Here is an 18185-nt window from a genome sequence, read left to right on the forward strand (position 1 = left end):
AAGGAGGTAAATACATATGATCATTTACCATAGTCCTCATTCTTTAACTGAAGTTAGCATGATTCCTATTGAAAAAATAAATCTATTGTATAATCCCTACATTACAAAATCTTATTCTAAAAAAATGAACAGTACTATTGAATATATTGATATATTCGATTTACTCTTACCAGTCGAAAAGCATCCTCTAAAAGATGAATACATTTTAGTTGGAAAATACGATTGTTACAATTTCATAACTAATAATCCACATATAAAACAAATCCCCTGTATTATTGAAGATTTTACAGAAAAACCTTCACAATACCTCAAAATACTTCGTAGACTTCATAACAAAGGCGATTCTAATAAAACCAATAGACAATTTATTTTAAATAAACTTGAGGAAAATCATTTCCCTCTATTACAAATTTTAAAACAGACAGGCTTTACTAAAAACGATTTACGGGATTACAATTATAAAGTAACCGTTCCGAAAAACTACATAAACAGCCATACCACTGAAAAAACTATGAATTGGATTAGTGATTTAAAGTTAAAAAGTAATACTAAACAATTTTTATATAAATGTGCAGGTCTTCCAATAGGAAATCATAAACGATTAACTGAAGAGAAGAAAAAATTCCTACAACATTTCTTTGCACATGCAAAAGGATTTGAAAAATTAACTACTCCTCAACAGATTAACATTCTAACTAACACCCTAAATTTCAAAGCAATAATGACTGCTCAATTACAGCAACAAATTAATTGCTATTTAATACGATGAATTTAAATTTATGTAGCTAAAAATAAAGGAGAATGTCATTTAACCTCTACATTCTCCTCCATCTCAGCCAAATACCTAATCTGCCGTTCTGCTTTTCGCACTGCCGTACGAAAATGTTTTTTCAGCAGTTCTACTGTATTTTCACTTATATAATATCTTTCCGTAATACTTTCCCACGTGTCACTACTTTCAAATGTACTCCATTCAAAAGAGCGTTCTGTATTTTTCTTTAGTTCTTTAAACACCCATTTTCGCATCTTTTTTTTCGCTTTTTCCGTTAGTTTCCCGTCCTTTACAAGTTCCAGTTCGCCATGTCTTTTGTACCGTTTATGAATATCTCTCTCGCTATATACTTTAAGAAGTATATTTGCTGTATTCTCAGCATCTGCTAGAGCTCGGTGCTGTTTCCCTTCCCATGTTAAACCGAGCTGTTCTACTGCAAATTGTAAACTTGGCGTATGTTCAAATAATTCTTCATACGCTTGGAAAACAAATTTTTGCAAATCAATTCTATTTTCTTTTTCTATACTTGGGCATTCAACACCATGTAATGCACAATCATGAGATAGAAAGCGATAATCTTCTTTTCCCCATGAAACAAATATACAATCTTCGCCGATGAACTGAATAAATTTCTCTACAATTTGAGGGAATTTTTCTACACCAATTAAATCTTCCTTTGTAATTCCAGTCAATTTTGTCGTATGACGAGTTAATCGTGCACTTGGTTTTACTAACTCCGAAAACTCTTCAATTATCTTCATTGTACCTATTTTTATTTTTACAGCTCCGATATCAACTATTTCTGACGGATCTTCTGATTTATACGGTCTGAAATTCCTCTCAATATCAAACACAATGAAATGTGTAGCGTTTTTCAATTTATTTACCTCTTTCTAAATTCCTTTTCACACAAACACTCTATTTTCAGTATTTATTTATTCATGTACTTTATACAAAAATACTCCGAATAAATAAATGAAAATTCAGTCTCGTTATGATATGTAAGTAGGAGGACATCTATAAAAATGCAAAAAAAAGAAGGGCGAGCCCTTCTTTTTTCAAAAATTACTTCTTGTTTACGTTAGTAGCTTGAGGTCCACGGTTACCTTGTTCTACTTCGAAAGTAACTTCTTGACCTTCTTCTAAAGTTTTGAAGCCTTCGCCTTGGATAGCTGAGAAATGAACGAATACGTCTTCTCCGCCTTCAACTTCGATGAAACCGAAACCTTTTTCTGAGTTAAACCATTTTACTTTACCGTTTTGCATGAAAAAAATCCTCCTACAATGTACCTATATGTACATATTCATTTTCAACCACCTTACAATAATAAGCCAGATATTAAAAAACTGCAACCCCTGAGGAGATTTAACATTGCTATCCTCCTCGGAAGTTACAGCTCATTTAAATCTCTATATTATTAAAAGTAAAATGGTTTAAATACACTATATCATATCAATATAATAAAAGTAAAGTTTTTTTCTTAAATTATTTTTTGTTCCCACTGCATTGCTTTTAATTCGCCTGATCCGGCTACTACATAACCATCTTTTTGATTAACAATGCGCCATCCGTGCCCTTTAACTGAATCACATACTGTAACAATACCTTCGTCAAGAAGCACACGGCACACACTACTAATACCCGCCTTATTTTGTGTTGAAGTTGTATATAAAACATGTTGATCTACACTTAAGTCTAAATAACTACTTGCTTTCTGCTCACTTTGACATGTATGCCAATATATTTTTTCACTCGCAATACTTTCATCTATTTTACAATAAGAAATATTCCCGCTAACTCCCTTGCACGATCCACTTGCCGCTACTAAATAAGAATTGTGTAAAGTCAACGCGGAGATCATTTGATTCATCGCAATTTTAATCCTCTTTAATTTACGTGTCTTCAAATCAAAGAGCCAAACACCACCATATTTAGCATGTATTTTCGTACCAATAAATAAGTAATGCTTATATAAAAATAACGATCGAATAGACGGTGCCGCACTGCCATACTCAAGAAACGGATGAATAGTCTCCCATGTCGAACCGAAATTATTAGAAAGATACAGCGTTTTTTCTCCATGAGCAATGACAGTTCCTTGTACATTGCTACATACATTCCAACTCGTTGCTTTTGTTGGAAAACGCTGAATTGTCCAGTTCTCTCCACCATTCATACTACGAATAAAAATCCCTTCGTCACCTACACCATAAACTACATTATCTTCGCTATGTAAATCCCTAATTCGTTTTTGAAAACCATTTAAAATTCGTTTCCATTCTCCGTCTTGTTCAATAAATAAGCCATTATATGTAGTAGCTAACAACAGTTTTCCATCTCTTAACTTTGCAATAGCAGTTGCACTTAACATTGTCTCCACGTTGACACTCCCATTCTTAGAACTTCTCAGCAAATGCAATTGCAAAATTACTGCATTTTTCAACATCCTCTTCATCTTCTGGAGCTAATTCAATTTTCAGCCCTTCTTGTACAAGCTCTGCACCGCGTTCTACAAGACGTTCTTCAAATATCGTTACCGCTTCACAAAATAGTTCATACGCCGTATCACCTGATCCGAATACCGCTACCTTTTTCCCAGCTAAATCTATATTTTCTAAGTCCTCATGAAAATCTTCCGCTTCAAATGGTAATTCACCATCGCCCCACGTATAAGATCCTAAAATGATTCCATCATAAGCTAATAATTCTTCAGCATCCATGCCTTCCATTTCTTGCAATACTACTTCATGATCAAAAGCATCTAAACTAACTTTAATTAAATCAGCAATACTCTCTGTATTTCCTGACATACTTGCATAAGCTATTAAAATTTTTGCCACTTTGGCATCCCCCTCTAACAATAAATGATTCTCATTCTCATTATATTAATAATGAGAATCAATTTCAATTGATTTTTTCTACTTTTATTTACATTACTTATTTCAAATAAAGTGAAACTTTAATGAGTGGGAGTTTTGTTCATCCCCCACTCATTATTAGTTGAACCAATCGGACTTTTACGGGCAGCAGGGCCCTCACCTAACTTCTTTGCTTCCACTGAATTTTGAGGTGGGGGGTCTTACTGCCCGGCAAATAGCGGGATAAATAAAAAAGCACAGATGACTATACAATCATCTGTGCTTTTTTATTACTTTTTAAAAATACCAAAAGGCTTTCCTACTGGTAAAACAACTTTTCCAAAGTGTGTATTTAACACTGCTGCTGCTGAACCGTAGAAAGATAATAATGAAATAAGAAGTTCAGAATATGCTGCTAAATTATGCATTGCGTGCGGCATAACACCTAAAGTACTTAATGAAAGACCAATAAATAAGAAATCAATAAGGACAAAGATCATAAATAATACTTTATGTGTTTCCATTGCACCAATCGTCATAAAGATTGTGAAAATCAAATATCCGATAAAGGCTACACCAAGCTGTTTTGAATCTGCAGCTTGTGCTAATTTTTCGCCAAATACTCCAAGTTGAATTAACCAAGTCATTCCAACACCTAACCAAAATAGGCCGTACGCACCAAATGCTGTCGTACCGAATGTATTGTTATGCTTTGCATCGTGAATGCAAGCAAAGATTTGTGCAAATCCTCCTAAAAAGATTGCCCATGGTAATACAAGTGAAACGCCATCTGTTAAGCCTAACTTTTGAGATGATGCTACAAGTGTTACCATTGCTAATCCAAATAGACCAATTCCAGATGGATCCGCTGTTGTCATTTTCACATGATGTGTAGTAGTTTGATTGCTCATATAAACCTCCTGATTATAAACATACTCGAATACAATACTTAAATCAGAAGCCTATGTCAATGGTTTTTTTTGTATGTTGTCAGACGTTATATTTTATAATGATTAAATATATTTCCGACCACTTCATAAGGTTTTATATTCACTTTTTCCAACTCGTTTATCGGTAGCCATAACGGAATATAACTTCCTCTACCTTCCCGCTGAAATTCCTCAGCTGTTCCACTTCCGAACACTCCGCCTGTAATATAGGCACCATAATAATATTCATTTCCTTTATATTTTACCTTTGCAATAAGGTGCTCCACTTTTATATGTAGCCCTAATTCTTCATATACCTCTCTTTTCGTTGCCTCTTCAGGCGTTTCACCTTCCTCAACCCCTCCGCCAGGAAAAACATAATATGTTTCCTCTTCTCGAATACGTTTTATAAGAGCAATTTTCCCTTCCTGTACAATGATAGCCGCCCCGCGATTTCTTATCATTTTATTTCCTCAATACGAATCGCGACTGTTCCCCACTCTTTTTCTTGTTCTTTCGTATATATTTTGTATGTACTTTCTAACATTTCCTCTAAACTATCATTCTCACAATCCAATAATTTTTTATCAATTTGTTCATACATAGATTTAAAGCTCTCGTATCGCTTTATTTCCGTTACTTTTACCGTCATCATTTCTGTCGTCGTAAGATTCGTAAATACGATTTCATCGCCTTTGTTTATTAGTTGACGTTTTTTATCGTATAGGCGTACTTCATATACTTTTTTTCCTGATTGAATTGACTGAAACGGTTTATTATATAAACCCATTTCGTATCGCATACATCCCACTCCCTTTTTTTCATTTCACCTATTAATACAGTTCACATTACTACATCTTGCATATAATATTCCATACGTATCGCTTAATTGAGAAAGGAGGCTGAAGAAGCATGTTATATTTAAATCAAAAACCTGAATATAATAAATATGATATTGGTGATTATACTTATAGTAAAGTAGGGCCAACCATTTTTTCTTGGAACGATGAAACAAAATTAAAAATAGGTAAGTTTTGTTCATTAGCAGAAGAAGTCGTTTTCATACTCGGCGGTGAACATCGCGCAGACTGGATAACAACTTATCCATTTAATGCACTTTTTGATGAAGGAGCACATATTACTGGTCACCCTTCTTCAAAAGGTGATATCGTAGTCGGCAATGATGTATGGATTGGTTATCAATCCTGCATTTTATCTGGTGTTACAATTGGTAACGGGGCCATTATCGGCGCCAGAAGCGTTGTTACAAAAGACGTACCCCCGTATGCAATTGTAGCTGGTAATCCTGCAAAATTTGTTCGATATCGTTTCCCACAAGAAACGATTGACAAACTAGAGAATCTCGCATGGTGGGACTGGGACATTTCTGTTATAAAAGGAGCCATTCCATTACTACTCTCCGACAAAACCGACGAATTTTTCACCTCACCCGAAAATGAATCTATATGATTAAAACAGAAAGAGCATCCAATTATTTTTCAGGATGCTCTTTCTGTTTTTATTTTTTATGTCCATGCAAATGATTACACGGAGAACATTGAAATGGAATTTTATCTAAGCAATTAAAGTTTGTTTCACAAATTTGTTCAATCGTTGGAACAAATGGAATGACAACTATGTTACTTTCTACTATTTGTGTAACAGGTGGCAATACTGTGCCTACTTGATGTTCAAAACGAATACTCGCTTGATTTATATAATTTCCTGAGCCATTTGGCGCGCTCTGTACTGCTACTTGGAACGAAACTGTCCTTGCTTCACCAGGATTTAAAATTCCGATAAGAAACCCTACTGCCGGGCTTACATTCGGCACTGGCCTATTATCAACCGTTACACTTCCAGGAACAAATCGAACACTACTATCTAACATATCTTGAAAACGAATATTTTGCATTACAGTATCACCCGTATTTGTGATGACTGTCGTAAACGTAATGACATCTCCAATTGTTGCTGCCTGTAAATCTGCCGTTTTTACGACTGTCGTTGAGACATTTTGAGGAATAAACGGGATAACAACTGTATTACTATCACCTTCAACTACTACTGGCGGCTCATTCGGATTTACAGTTGCGAGCCCATTCGCTGTAGCGGTATTTGTAACTAAATTATTTACTTGCCCTCCTGTTATTACAACTTGGAAATTAATAATTGCTGCATCATTTGGCTGAAAATCACCTAACGGAATACCAGTATTCGGATTAGCAAATGGAAGAGGTACATCATTTACCGTTACCGTACCATTTATAAATAGCGTATTCGGATCAATGATATCTGTTAACACAATATTGGTCACAGGAACTGTACTATCATTTATAACAGCGATTCCGTAAGTGACAACATCCCCTATCATTGCTACTTCAAAGTTTGCTCCTTTTGCAACAAATAAGATTGCAGTATTTACCGTTACAATAACTGTATTGCTCGTGTCCATCACTGTAACTGGCGGCTCTCCTGGTACTAAAATATATTCTGCTAACGCTCCAGCAACGTTTACTACTGTTCCACCATCCGGAAAACTTGTAATCGTAGCTTCATATGTTACAAGTGCCGTCTCACCAACTGGTATATCAGGTATCGTAAATCCAATCTGCGGATTTAACCCCGGTTGCGGAACCCCATTTATCGTTACACTATTTGGAATGAAATCAGCTTCCTGAGATAGCACATCGATAAATTGAACATTCATTGCATCAGCAGTACCAGTATTTAATATACGAACAGTATACGTTACCGTTTCTCCTACACCAACAACTGAATGGTCTACTTCTTTTAGCATATCTAAGCTGCCTCTATTTACCGGCGTAACCGTCGTATTACTTGAATTTGTAATTGTAGACGGAGGTTCTCCTGGAATCAATTCGAAATCTCCCGTTACTCTTGCTGTATTCATAACGCTACTAGAAGGCGGAACTGCGATTACATTTACTTCAAATGTAATTAATACACTATCCCCTACTGCAAGATCAGGCAATGCAAAGCCTACAAATGGATCTAAACCTACTTGCGGAACCCCATTTATTTGTACACTTCCAGGAACGAATTCTAAACTAGGTGATGGAACATCGATAAACTGAACATTCGTTGCTGTTACCGTTCCTGTATTTGTAACTTGCACACTATACGTTAACGTATCTCCTAATCGTGTCGCTTCTTTATTTATAGATTTTATAACGCTGAATCGTCCTCTATTCACTCTAGTTATCGTCGTATTACTCGGCTCTGTTACTACAACTGGTAGTTCTCCTGGCACTAAAGTAAAGCTTCCTGTTATATTTGCAACGTTCGTAATTGTTCCTGATGACGGGATGTTTGTAACTGTCGCTTGAAACGTCACTATAACTGTTTCACCTACCGGTATATCTCCAACTCCAAATCCAGTAATTGGATTTAAGTTTGGTTGCGAGGCTCCATTTATCGTTACACTATTTGGTACAAATGACGCCCCTGCTGAAATGGTATCAACAAACTGAACAGCATTAGCTGTTACTGTTCCTGTATTCGTTATTTGAACCGTATACGTTAATATATCTCCAACGAGAGTAGCAACCCTATTTACTTGTTTAATAACATTAAATTGCCCTCTATTTACAGTTGTAAGTGTTGTATTGCTCGGCTCTGTTACTATAACTGGTGGTTCTCCTGGTACTAATACAAAACTTCCAGTTACATTTGCCGTATTGGCAATTGTTCCGTTTGATGGCGCACTAACAACGGTTACTTGGAAGGTCACTTCTACACTTTCACCTGGATTTATATCTGGAAGCGGGAATCCGTTATTCGGATTGAATCCAGGTTGTAACACACCATCTATCGTTACACTGTTCGGTACGAATGCTATAGAGGAAGGTAATACATCACTATATTGAACATTCGTTGCTGGCACTGTTCCTGTATTTTGAACTACTGTTGTATATGTGATTGTATCGCCTACTGCAACAACCGGCTGACTCACTGATTTTAAAACATTCAAACCAGGCTCATTGATTTCTGTTAATGTCGTATTACTTGTCGTTGTTTCCGTAATAGGCGGTTCTGTTTCACTTACAGCAAATGTAGCTGTAACGTCTACAAAATTAACAATCGTTCCACCTTCTGGTATGCTTGTAACCACTTCCTGATATGTGACAAGTACAAAATCATCGACAGGTATATCTGGAACTGTAAAACCAATGAAAGGATCTAATCCTGGTGCTGGTACCCCGTTTATGCTCACACTTCCTGGTACAAATGCTACACCCGCGGAAGTAGTATCGATAAATTGAACATTCGTCGCTGGCACTGTTCCGAAATTAAAAATCAATACATCATACGTTAATATTTCTCCTACCGTCGCTACTTCTTTATCTACTAGTTTCAATGGAAAAATAAACGCTATATTAATTGTCGTAACGACTAAATTTGTTAATACCGTTTCCGTAATCGGTGGTTCCTGCGGATTTGGTTGTGAAGTAAATGTAACATCTGCATCATTTAATATGACTTCATTATCTGGAATTTCTGTAATCGTCACTTGGAATGTGACCTCAATACTTCCACCAGCGATTAATAATGGAGTAACTGTAAATCCTATTTCTGGATTTAAACCAAGTTGCTGCACTCCACCTATCGTTACACTATTGTCAACAAACGTCGTTCCTTCTGGTATGACATCTTGGAAGAACACATCTGTAACAGGGATAATTCCTACGTTTGAAATGAGCACAGTATACGTTAATACATCCCCAACGGCCCCAGTTGCAACATCAACTGTTTTTGTTGCTGTTACTTCACCAGGAGGAGGTAACGGTATTGTAACTACCGTTGTATTACTTGAATTCGTGGTTGTTACAGGTGGTTGTAAAGGATTTAATAAGAAAGTGGCTGTAGCAGATGCTGTATTTAATACTGCTCCACGTGTAGACGGTGCAACTACCGTAACTTGGAACGTTACTGTCAATGATGTTCCAGCAGCAATATTAGGAAGCGGGAAACCAACATTTGGGTCAAATCCAGGTTGTAGCGTTCCATTTATCGTTACACTGTTTGCTACAAATGTTGTTTCTAAAGCAATTGGATCAAGGAAAGAGACATTCGTTGCTGTTACTGTACCGTTATTCCGAATGACAACAGAATACGTGTAAGTTTCTCCAAGTGCTGCTTGTTGTACAGATGAAGATTTTTGTATATTTAACTGTGCTGTGTTTACTTGCGTCACTACAAAATTACTATTTGTAACAGTCGTTATTGGAGGGTTTGCTGGATTTATAAGAAAACTTGCAGTAACGTTCGATTGGTTTCTTATATTTCCACCGCTCGGAACACTCGTCACTGTAACTTGAAACGTAATCGTAGCCGTTTGCCCGACCGGAATATTTGGTACCGGGAAACCTAGCATAGGATCCGCACCTTGCTGAACAACTCCATTTATCGTCACACTATTTGTTACAAACGCAGTACCAGACGGAATTGGATCTTGAAAAACAATATTTGTTGCAGGAACAGTTCCTGTATTTTGAATAAGAATCGTATACGTTAACGTATCTCCTACACCAGCTTGTGGTGTATTTACACTCTTCATTACATTAAGTGATCCTACATTCACTCGCGTCACAACAATATTACTAATCGTTACAATTGTAATTGGTGGCTGGAGAGGACTTACCTGGAAATCAGCAGTTACATTCGCATTATTCGGAAGAACTCTATTTGGTGGTACACTCGTGATTGCCACTTGAAAAGTGACCGTCACCATACCTCCTACTGGAATATTAGCAAGTGGAAATCCAATTGTCGGGTTTAAACCTGGTTGAGGTGTCCCGTTTATTGTTACACTATTCGCTACAAAAGTGGTTCCAACTGGAATCGGATCAAGGAATGATACATTTGTCGCTGTCACCGTTCCACTATTTTGTATACGAACTGTATACGTTAACGTATCTCCTACACCGGCTTCAGTAGCACTTACACTTTTCATTACATTTAACCCTGAAGAATTCACAATCGTCATAACAGTATTACTTGGTACTGTTACAGTAATCGGTGGCTCTGTTGGATTTACAAGGAAATCTCCAGTTACATTCGCATTATTTACGACATTATTCCCTTGGGGAATTTCATCAATTAATACTTCAAACGTAACAATAACACTCGCGCCAGTAGGCAAATCATTTAATGGGAATCCAAGTTCTGGATCTGCCCCTTCTTGTAAAACACCATTCACAACTACACTATTTTCAATAAATAATGTCCCTTGTGGAATTGAATCTTGGAAAAATACATTTGTAGCTGGTACACTACCTGCATTTATAACTTCGATTGTATATACTAAAATATCCCCTACAGTTGCAACAGCCGTATTCACTGATTTCACAACTTCAAAGTTCCCTGTTTGTACTGTCGTATTCACAACATTACTCGGAACATTGATGGTTACTGGTGGTTCACTCGGATTCACTTGAAAACTTGCTGTTACATTTGCTTGATTTAAAATATCTTCATTTTCTGGATCCTGTACAATTAATACGTCAAATGTGACTACAACTGTTTGAGCCGCAGGAATATTCGGAAGAGAAAATCCTGTATTCGGATTCAATCCACTTTGCGATACTCCATTAATTGTTACAGAATTTGCAACAAATGAAACAGCAGAAGAAATAGGGTCTTGGAAAAATACATTTGTTAACGGAACGTTTCCTGTATTTTGGACGGCAATTGTGTATGTTAAAGTATCCCCTACCGCCGCTTGCGTTGTATTCACTTCTTTTATTACATTTAAACCGCCTGTATTAACTTGTGTCACAACTGTATTCGTTTGTCTATTAATTGTTATCGGTGGCTGATTCGGAATAACGACGAAATTAGCAGACACATTTCCGCGATTCGCAATCGTACCTCCCGATGGTGTAGATGTAACTCGTACTCGAAATGTAACAGTCCTACTTCCGCCAGGAGATATATTAGCTACTGTAAACCCAGTTGCTGGATTTGCCCCAGGTTGTGAAACCCCGTCCACAGTCACACTATTTGCGATAAATGTCGTTCCAATTGGGATCGGATCTTGAAAAATAACGTTCGTCGCAAGTACATTTCCTGTATTTTCAATTGTAACAGTGTACGTAAGAACATCATTTACCGTCGCAAAAGCTCTATCCACTGTTTTTCTCGTTCTTATATCAGCTATGTTAACGGTCGTAACTACAGTGTTACTTGTCGCTTGCCCTGAAACTGGTTGTTGACCAGGCACTGGAGTAAAGGTAAATGTAGCACTTGCACGATTGGGAATTGGATTGACAAGAGGATTAGATGTTACTCGAACTTGAAAGCGCACTATAGTCGTTTGCGAAGCATTAATACTTCCAAGATTTATACTACTTGCTGGATTCGCTCCTGGGCGTGCTACTCCATTCACTGTAACGCTATTTGGAACAAATGTTGTTCCAGCAGGTATACTATCAACAAAAATAACATTGTTTGCAGTAACGTTCCCATTATTTGTGACATTAACTGTGTACGTTAATACATCATTAAGCGTTGCCGTCTGTAAATCTACAGATTTTTGCATACTTATAGTCGCTTGATTCACTGTCGTTTGTACTGTGTTTGAAGAAGACGTACTTGTAATAGGAGGACTACTAACGAAAGGACGGAATTGATATGACACCATTGCACGATTTGGAATAGGATTTGGGTTCGGAAACGATGTTATTCGTACTTGAAATGTAACAATTCTTTGCGTGTTATTTGGGATTGTGCCTAAATTAATTCCATTAGCAGGGTTCGCATTCGGCTGTGTTACTCCACCTACTGTTACACTACCTGTAACAAACGTCGTTCCGTTCGGAATACTGTCTTGTAATATAACATTTTCTGCACTTCCTGTACCTGTATTAGGAACTGTAATTGTGTAGGTAAGAATATCTCCAACTCCTGCAACTGTTCTATTGACCGATTTAACAGGATTAATAATTGGCCCCGTTGCATCAATTTGAACCCCAAAACCAGCTGCAGCGTATCCATCTCCATTAGTAACGAATCGAACCGTTGCTGATGTTTGATTGTTTACTAAAGATGAGGAGGCATCTACATTTGTAATTTCCCACCCCTGTCTTCGGACGGCCAAAGCTATCCCTAACGGCTGATTCAAATCTCCAAACGTGCCACTCGTATCTAAATTTCCACTGTCATTACAAATTTGTGACTGAAAAAAATTATTCGCAGGATTTCTCGGTCCGAATAATGCAACTGTAGCATTTGCATTCGGTCCAAAGCGAAGTTGATCTCCAACAATGTTAGAATCACCTTCTTGAGCAGTTACGAGCACTCGTCCTGTTACAGCTCCTGTAGCTGGAGTAGCAAATCCTGAAATAGTGGCATCAACTGGTGGTGATGAAGCATCAATAATTTCTTGACCTGCATATACTGACAAATTTCGAAGTGGTAAATTGGCATTTTGATACACAACCTCAAGCGTCCATCCAGCTGAACGACTGATTGTTGGGTCGGCTGAAGTTCTTGCAGCTGGCACAGCACCCGTTGTATATGTTCCTGCTCCACCTGCACTAACAAGATTCGTTACATTGGCAGAGCGAGCATAATAAAACTGGTTTCCTACTGAACCTTGCTGCGCGGTAACAGGATCTGGCGTAACAGAAAACGTCCCTGCTGGCGTTGTAAATGTAATGTTATCATTTAAAAATGGTAACACATCTTCCGTATCAGTCCGGAACGTACCAGCCCAAACTAATTCTGCATATAACACACTGCTTCCCGCTGGAAGATTTAAAATTGCACTTGAAGAATTCAATTCCCATTCATCTGTTGTCCCTGCTGGGAATCCTGGTACTTGCAATGCTGTATTTACTGTCGTAAACACAGCAAGTGTACCAAAAATATTACCTGGTGCAGGTGATGTAGGACTAAGTCCCAGTGTATTCCCAGTGAACGTGACGGCACCAGGTACTGTTGTCGTAAAACGATTTATAAAAGGCACACAATCATCTCATTTCATTTATAGTAAAAAGTGCTCTATACTATAAAATGTAGACAACCTATGGGATGTACGTTGTCCAACAAAATTCCGCACATATGAGAGGAGTTTATAAAACTATGCGCTATGTTATTATAACAGGAACTTCACAAGGTTTAGGGGAAGCTATTGCCACGCAATTATTAGAAAAAAATACAACTGTCATCTCTATTTCTAGAAGAGAAAATAAAGAGCTTACTAAACTTGCAGAACAATATAACAGCAATTGCATTTTTCATTCCCTAGATCTTCAAGATGTACATAACTTAGAAACTAACTTTAAAGAGATCATTTCATCTATTAGAAAAGAAAATGTATCCTCTATTCATTTAATTAATAATGCGGGTACAGTTGCACCTATGAAGCCAATCGAAAAAGCTGAAAGCGAACAATTCATTACGAACGTTCACATTAATTTACTTGCACCTATGATTCTTACATCTACGTTTATGAAGCATACGAAAGGCTGGAAAGTAGATAAACGCGTTATTAACATTTCATCTGGTGCAGGAAAAAATCCTTACTTTGGCTGGGGCGCTTATTGCACAACGAAAGCTGGTGTAAATATGTTTACACAGTGCGTAGCAACTGAAGAAGTAGAAAAAGAATATCCAGTAAAAATCGTCGCTTTTGCACCTGGTGTTGTTGATACAAATATGCAATCACAAATTCGTGAAACAAATAAAGAAGATTTTATAAATTTGGACCGCTTCATTGCATTAAAAGAAGAAGGAAAACTATTATCACCTGAATATGTTGCGAAAGCTATTCGTAACTTACTAGAAACTGAGGACTTCCCTCAAGGCGAGGTTATTAGGATTGATGAATAATAAAAAGGCGTGCTATTTTAGCACACCTTTTTGTTCTACTTCTCTAAAAATATAAGCACAGACTCCGCAATTTGCTCATAACCGATTTCTTGATAAATTTTATTAGATGTCGAATTCGCTAGATCAGTATATAACGTAGTCGTCTTGTACCCTTCATCTAACATACGTTGACTAAGTGCCGCTACACAATTAGATGCGTATCCCTTTTTCCTTGCTTCTTTCGGCGTATATACAAAATTAACTGTTATATTATTTTTAGTTGGTCTCGTTTTTGCAGCTACAGAAACGAGTTTCCTATCCACTTCCAAACCAAACAGTCGATTTGTAGTTATTAATGTATGCGCAGTTTGTTTTGCTTCTTCTTTCGTAGTAGGAAGCTTTACATCTTCACAAAATTGATATATCCACTGTTCTATTAATGGTAATTCATCATTATTTACTGCCCGGAAAAGTCCGTTCGCATTACACCTCTTCTTTACTCTGTTCAGCTCATACACACCTTGCTCCATTGCAACATTCGTTTTCTTATTTTCTAATACCGCAATCTCTTCCGCTAATTTCTGTACAATTTTCTTATTACCGATCAATCCAGGAATATCCGGGTATACTTTCGTTAACTCTTTTGCAAGTTCCTCAATAGCTACTCCTGCAATTTCAGAAGTTGCAACAATGATTTGTTTCTTCTCTTCTGTTTGCAGAAATACAACGGCAATTTCTTCTCCTTGTTTCGCTATCCCCATAAATATCGGTTCTTGGACCATTTGTAATACACCTAATATGAGATTGTTTTCCTGCTCATTCTTTTCTAGAAATGTTGTAACATCTTCTTTAAAATGAAAAATCTCTTCATATACATATAATTGAATCATCGACAATCTCTTCTCTCTATTTATAGTTTCATAAAGTATTGGCGATTAATTCATTAAATTCCTCTTTTACGATTCAACAATATTCAAAGTTAATGAATTCAAATTCGTTTCAGCTTGTAAAATTCTTTGTTTTTCCCTTTCAAATACCTCTTCTTCATTTTGAAATGACTCTTTTCGATTTTTAATCATGCGCTCCATTTCTTTTTTACTCGGTCCACCGTATACATTTCTTTTTTGAATAAAAGCTTCTGGCGATACAATTTCTTCCCACTCTTTTTCTAATAAATGTATTTTAAACTTTTCTTGTAAGTATATATTTACATCTTTTAAATGTAATTCATGCAGCTCCTTTTGTTGCTCCAATGACATTTTCGCAATAACACTTGCTGCATGATGCGCCTGCCGAAATGGAATGTCATAATTTTTTGTTAAAACATCTGCGAAATCAGTTATCGTAATTGCATGTTTATAGGAACGACTTTTCAACGTTTCTTCTTCTACTTTCATCGTTCGAACAACTGCATTCATCATACAAAAAACACGAATGGTCTTTTCAATTCCTTTATATAAATACGGCTGCAAGTCATCTTCCGTATCGACAATATCACCAAATGGCGTATTATGGATCATTTGAAATACTGTAAATGCTTCTCCTAAAGCACCACTCGTAATTGCACGAGCGTGTTCAATTGAAACGGGATTTCGTTTTTGCGGCATTATACTACTGATTTGTACATATGGCTTTGCAACAGTAATACCGTCATATTCTTTCGTTGCTAACAACAAAAAGTCATGAATCCATCTACTCGTGTTCGTCATCATTACCATAAGTAGCGAGCTAACTTCCAATAAATAATCCGCCCCGGCAACAGCATCATATGAGTTCTCAATTACATTTGTAAATCCAAGTAGATGAGCAACTCGTTCTCGTTTAATCGGGAAACTTGTTGTAGAGAGTGCAGCCGCCCCCATTGGAGACTGATTTAAAAGTTGGTACGTTTTTTTCATTCGTTCTAAATCTCTTTGCATCGTATCATAAATTGCTAAAGTATAATGACCAAATGTTGTTGGCTGTGCTGGTTGTGTATGTGTATAAGCTGGCATAATCGTTTCCTTGTGATCATCGGCAAGTTGTAATATACTTTCTTGCAATAACAAATGATGCTCCATTAACCGTATTACATATCGCCTTAAACTCATGCGATACATCGTTACACCCATATCATTTCTACTCCTACCAATATGCATATTACTTACAAAATCGCATTTCGCTTCTTGAGAAATTAAATGTTCGACTAAAAAAAAGAGGTCTTCATGCTGCTCTGTATATACCAATTTATCTTTTGGTATTCGCTCTACTTTTCTAAGTGCGTTTAATATAACTTTAGCTTCTTCTATTTTCATTAAACTTTCTTCAGTCAACATCGTAATATGTGCTTTATGCACTTGAAACATATCTTTCAATAAGTAATTTCGTTGAAAATCAAATACATGTTGTAATACACAATCCACATATGTTTTTCCAGGGAAATCAGCGCCTTCACTCTTTATAAACTCTTCCTTACTCTGTTTCATCACCTTTTCCCCTCTCACCTAAGTATTACTACCCATCATACCCAGAGATAGAAAAAAAGTGCTTGTACATAAAAATAAACTCGGTGCTCTCTGCACCGAGTTTATTTAATAAAAGTCGCATCATACTTATCACTTTGCAACACTTGGAAATGTAAGTTTGCTAAATGTTTCCGTATTTCTGCACTATCGTCTTCATTTAAATTATTCGCTAAAAACACAATTTCTGTACAGTTTCCACGTTTATCCATAGCGTAAACTGCTTTTGTCACCGTCCATGGTGTGTAACCATTCTTTTGCCCAGCATGTCTAAATGTTTTACGGTATTTCTTGGCACTCATGTCTGTTTCAACGATATTTGCCCATACTTTTTCTTCAGCCTCTGTCAAGCCGCCTTTATGGTTTGCTTTTTGAAGTAATACCATATAATCATTTGCGGAAGCTGCTGGTAATCTATCTGACCAAATTTTGTCGTAACGTTCCTCTAAATAAAGCGGAATTTCCTTCTGTAATAATGGTCCCTTCTTCTTTAAGCGTTCATGAATATTCATCGCATATTCACGATATTGCTCTTGAGACATTTCTTTTAACTTTTTTTCTATTTTATATTTTGGAACATGCAATTCTTTATGCAAATATCCCGGGATATATAAAGATGAAACGATTGGAAATAGTGGTTGATGTGCAGGAAGTGATAAACTTTGTAAATTCCGATTAATGTTATCTAATCCTAACAATTCCATTAAGTATTCAGCATTCGCATTCGAACTAAACTTAACCATTCCTTTTGCCACTTCTTCTAAAGAAACCGCTCCTTCAGTTATCTTGCCTGTCTTCTCCAAATACTTTTGCCATCTATCTTGTGCACCCCCATCTGTATTCGGAACATAATAACGATTCACATCATTAATCGAAACGAAACTAGACGAATCAATTTTCCCTTCAGTAACTTGTTTCGTATATTCAAGCGCCACAATTAATTTCATTGTACTAGCGACTGGCAATACAACATTGGGATTTACAGAATAAACAACTTTATCATTTCTCTTTACTAGAAGTGCACTATTTTTTTCATCTTTATGTTCTTCAATAAAAGATGCAATATACTGTGCATCATCATTATTTGAACTCCATACTTTTTTCACTAAAAAGTTACCCGATATTAGCAAAACGAAAATACCCACAATTACTGCGCATACCATAGTTTTTTTCAAGTAAAATTCCTCTCCTATTGTATAACTCTTCTCTATTTATCATTAAAAAACAAAATAATGGAGATGGTCATTTGAATAACCATCTCCATTATTTTAACTTGTATACTCCTAT

The 18185-nt window shown here is 36.5% G+C and carries 14 protein-coding genes; 3 read left to right on the forward strand and 11 right to left on the reverse strand.

Features of this window, described 5'->3' with window-relative positions; genetic code table 11:
• Positions 1-16 precede the first annotated feature (16 nt).
• Positions 17-769: a hypothetical protein gene (locus AC0ONG_RS16100; RefSeq protein WP_016098795.1), complete on the forward strand. Its 753-nt coding sequence runs from the start codon at positions 17-19 to the stop codon at positions 767-769.
• Between the two features lie 35 nt (positions 770-804).
• Here AC0ONG_RS16100 and AC0ONG_RS16105 read toward each other — a convergent pair whose 3' ends face one another.
• From AC0ONG_RS16105 to AC0ONG_RS16135, 7 genes are all read right to left on the reverse strand, one after another.
• Positions 805-1650 carry an exonuclease gene (locus AC0ONG_RS16105; RefSeq protein WP_000786425.1) on the reverse strand — a complete coding sequence of 282 codons (846 nt, stop codon included), beginning with the start codon at positions 1648-1650 and terminating at the stop codon, positions 805-807.
• A 187-nt stretch (positions 1651-1837) separates the two neighbouring features.
• Positions 1838-2038, reverse strand: coding sequence for a cold shock-like protein CspB (cspB, locus tag AC0ONG_RS16110; protein ID WP_001179150.1), 201 nt, complete (start codon positions 2036-2038; stop codon positions 1838-1840).
• A 215-nt stretch (positions 2039-2253) separates the two neighbouring features.
• Positions 2254-3153 (reverse strand): WD40/YVTN/BNR-like repeat-containing protein, encoded by a 900-nt coding sequence (locus AC0ONG_RS16115; RefSeq protein WP_000449483.1) that lies wholly within the window; start codon positions 3151-3153, stop codon positions 2254-2256.
• A 16-nt stretch (positions 3154-3169) separates the two neighbouring features.
• Positions 3170-3613, reverse strand: a complete 444-nt coding sequence (locus tag AC0ONG_RS16120) for a flavodoxin (RefSeq protein ID WP_001062758.1) — start codon at positions 3611-3613, stop codon at positions 3170-3172.
• A gap of 308 nt (positions 3614-3921) precedes the next feature.
• On the reverse strand, positions 3922-4542 hold the full coding sequence (locus AC0ONG_RS16125; RefSeq protein ID WP_000070938.1) for an acetate uptake transporter: 621 nt from the start codon (positions 4540-4542) through the stop codon (positions 3922-3924).
• 86 nt (positions 4543-4628) lie between these two features.
• The gene (locus tag AC0ONG_RS16130; protein ID WP_000620834.1) at positions 4629-5024 is read right to left on the reverse strand and encodes an NUDIX hydrolase; all 396 of its coding nucleotides are present in this window, start codon (positions 5022-5024) and stop codon (positions 4629-4631) included.
• Positions 5021-5362 carry an ASCH domain-containing protein gene (locus AC0ONG_RS16135; protein ID WP_001268365.1) on the reverse strand — a complete coding sequence of 114 codons (342 nt, stop codon included), beginning with the start codon at positions 5360-5362 and terminating at the stop codon, positions 5021-5023. Before AC0ONG_RS16135 ends, AC0ONG_RS16130 begins: the two co-directional genes overlap by 4 nt.
• Positions 5363-5472: 110 nt before the next feature.
• Here AC0ONG_RS16135 and AC0ONG_RS16140 point away from each other — a divergent pair, with 110 nt between their 5' ends.
• The gene (locus tag AC0ONG_RS16140; protein ID WP_000966310.1) at positions 5473-6030 is read left to right on the forward strand and encodes a CatB-related O-acetyltransferase; all 558 of its coding nucleotides are present in this window, start codon (positions 5473-5475) and stop codon (positions 6028-6030) included.
• A 49-nt stretch (positions 6031-6079) separates the two neighbouring features.
• Here the strand turns inward: AC0ONG_RS16140 and AC0ONG_RS16145 are convergent, their stop codons facing one another.
• Positions 6080-13552: a DUF7507 domain-containing protein gene (locus tag AC0ONG_RS16145; protein ID WP_474203618.1), complete on the reverse strand. Its 7473-nt coding sequence runs from the start codon at positions 13550-13552 to the stop codon at positions 6080-6082.
• A gap of 116 nt (positions 13553-13668) precedes the next feature.
• On the opposite strand from AC0ONG_RS16145, the gene AC0ONG_RS16150 reads away from it, so the two are divergent.
• Positions 13669-14418 carry a (S)-benzoin forming benzil reductase gene (locus tag AC0ONG_RS16150; RefSeq protein WP_001271058.1) on the forward strand — a complete coding sequence of 250 codons (750 nt, stop codon included), beginning with the start codon at positions 13669-13671 and terminating at the stop codon, positions 14416-14418.
• Between the two features lie 35 nt (positions 14419-14453).
• On the opposite strand, the gene AC0ONG_RS16155 is transcribed toward AC0ONG_RS16150, so the two are convergent.
• The 3 genes from AC0ONG_RS16155 to AC0ONG_RS16165 all read right to left on the reverse strand — a co-directional run bounded on the left by AC0ONG_RS16155 (position 14454) and on the right by AC0ONG_RS16165 (position 18073).
• The gene (locus tag AC0ONG_RS16155; RefSeq protein WP_016098797.1) at positions 14454-15287 is read right to left on the reverse strand and encodes a GNAT family N-acetyltransferase; all 834 of its coding nucleotides are present in this window, start codon (positions 15285-15287) and stop codon (positions 14454-14456) included.
• A 66-nt stretch (positions 15288-15353) separates the two neighbouring features.
• Positions 15354-16862 carry an argininosuccinate lyase gene (gene argH, locus AC0ONG_RS16160; RefSeq protein WP_000813972.1) on the reverse strand — a complete coding sequence of 503 codons (1509 nt, stop codon included), beginning with the start codon at positions 16860-16862 and terminating at the stop codon, positions 15354-15356.
• A gap of 101 nt (positions 16863-16963) precedes the next feature.
• The gene (locus AC0ONG_RS16165; RefSeq protein WP_000753478.1) at positions 16964-18073 is read right to left on the reverse strand and encodes a serine hydrolase; all 1110 of its coding nucleotides are present in this window, start codon (positions 18071-18073) and stop codon (positions 16964-16966) included.
• Between the last annotated feature and the right edge of the window lie 112 nt (positions 18074-18185).

The organism is Bacillus sp. TCT6, assembly GCF_056033845.1.

Excerpts from the sequence above, each read along its gene's own strand:
- AC0ONG_RS16100 (WP_016098795.1), top strand. The coding sequence starts at position 17 with ATGATCATTTACCATAGTCCTCATTCTTTAACTGAAGTTAGCATGATT.
- cspB (WP_001179150.1), bottom strand. The coding sequence starts at position 2,038 with ATGCAAAACGGTAAAGTAAAATGGTTTAACTCAGAAAAAGGTTTCGGT.
- AC0ONG_RS16125 (WP_000070938.1), bottom strand. The coding sequence starts at position 4,542 with ATGAGCAATCAAACTACTACACATCATGTGAAAATGACAACAGCGGAT.
- AC0ONG_RS16130 (WP_000620834.1), bottom strand. The coding sequence starts at position 5,024 with ATGATAAGAAATCGCGGGGCGGCTATCATTGTACAGGAAGGGAAAATT.
- AC0ONG_RS16135 (WP_001268365.1), bottom strand. The coding sequence starts at position 5,362 with ATGCGATACGAAATGGGTTTATATAATAAACCGTTTCAGTCAATTCAA.
- AC0ONG_RS16140 (WP_000966310.1), top strand. The coding sequence starts at position 5,473 with ATGTTATATTTAAATCAAAAACCTGAATATAATAAATATGATATTGGT.
- AC0ONG_RS16150 (WP_001271058.1), top strand. The coding sequence starts at position 13,669 with ATGCGCTATGTTATTATAACAGGAACTTCACAAGGTTTAGGGGAAGCT.
- AC0ONG_RS16155 (WP_016098797.1), bottom strand. The coding sequence starts at position 15,287 with ATGATTCAATTATATGTATATGAAGAGATTTTTCATTTTAAAGAAGAT.
- argH (WP_000813972.1), bottom strand. The coding sequence starts at position 16,862 with ATGAAACAGAGTAAGGAAGAGTTTATAAAGAGTGAAGGCGCTGATTTC.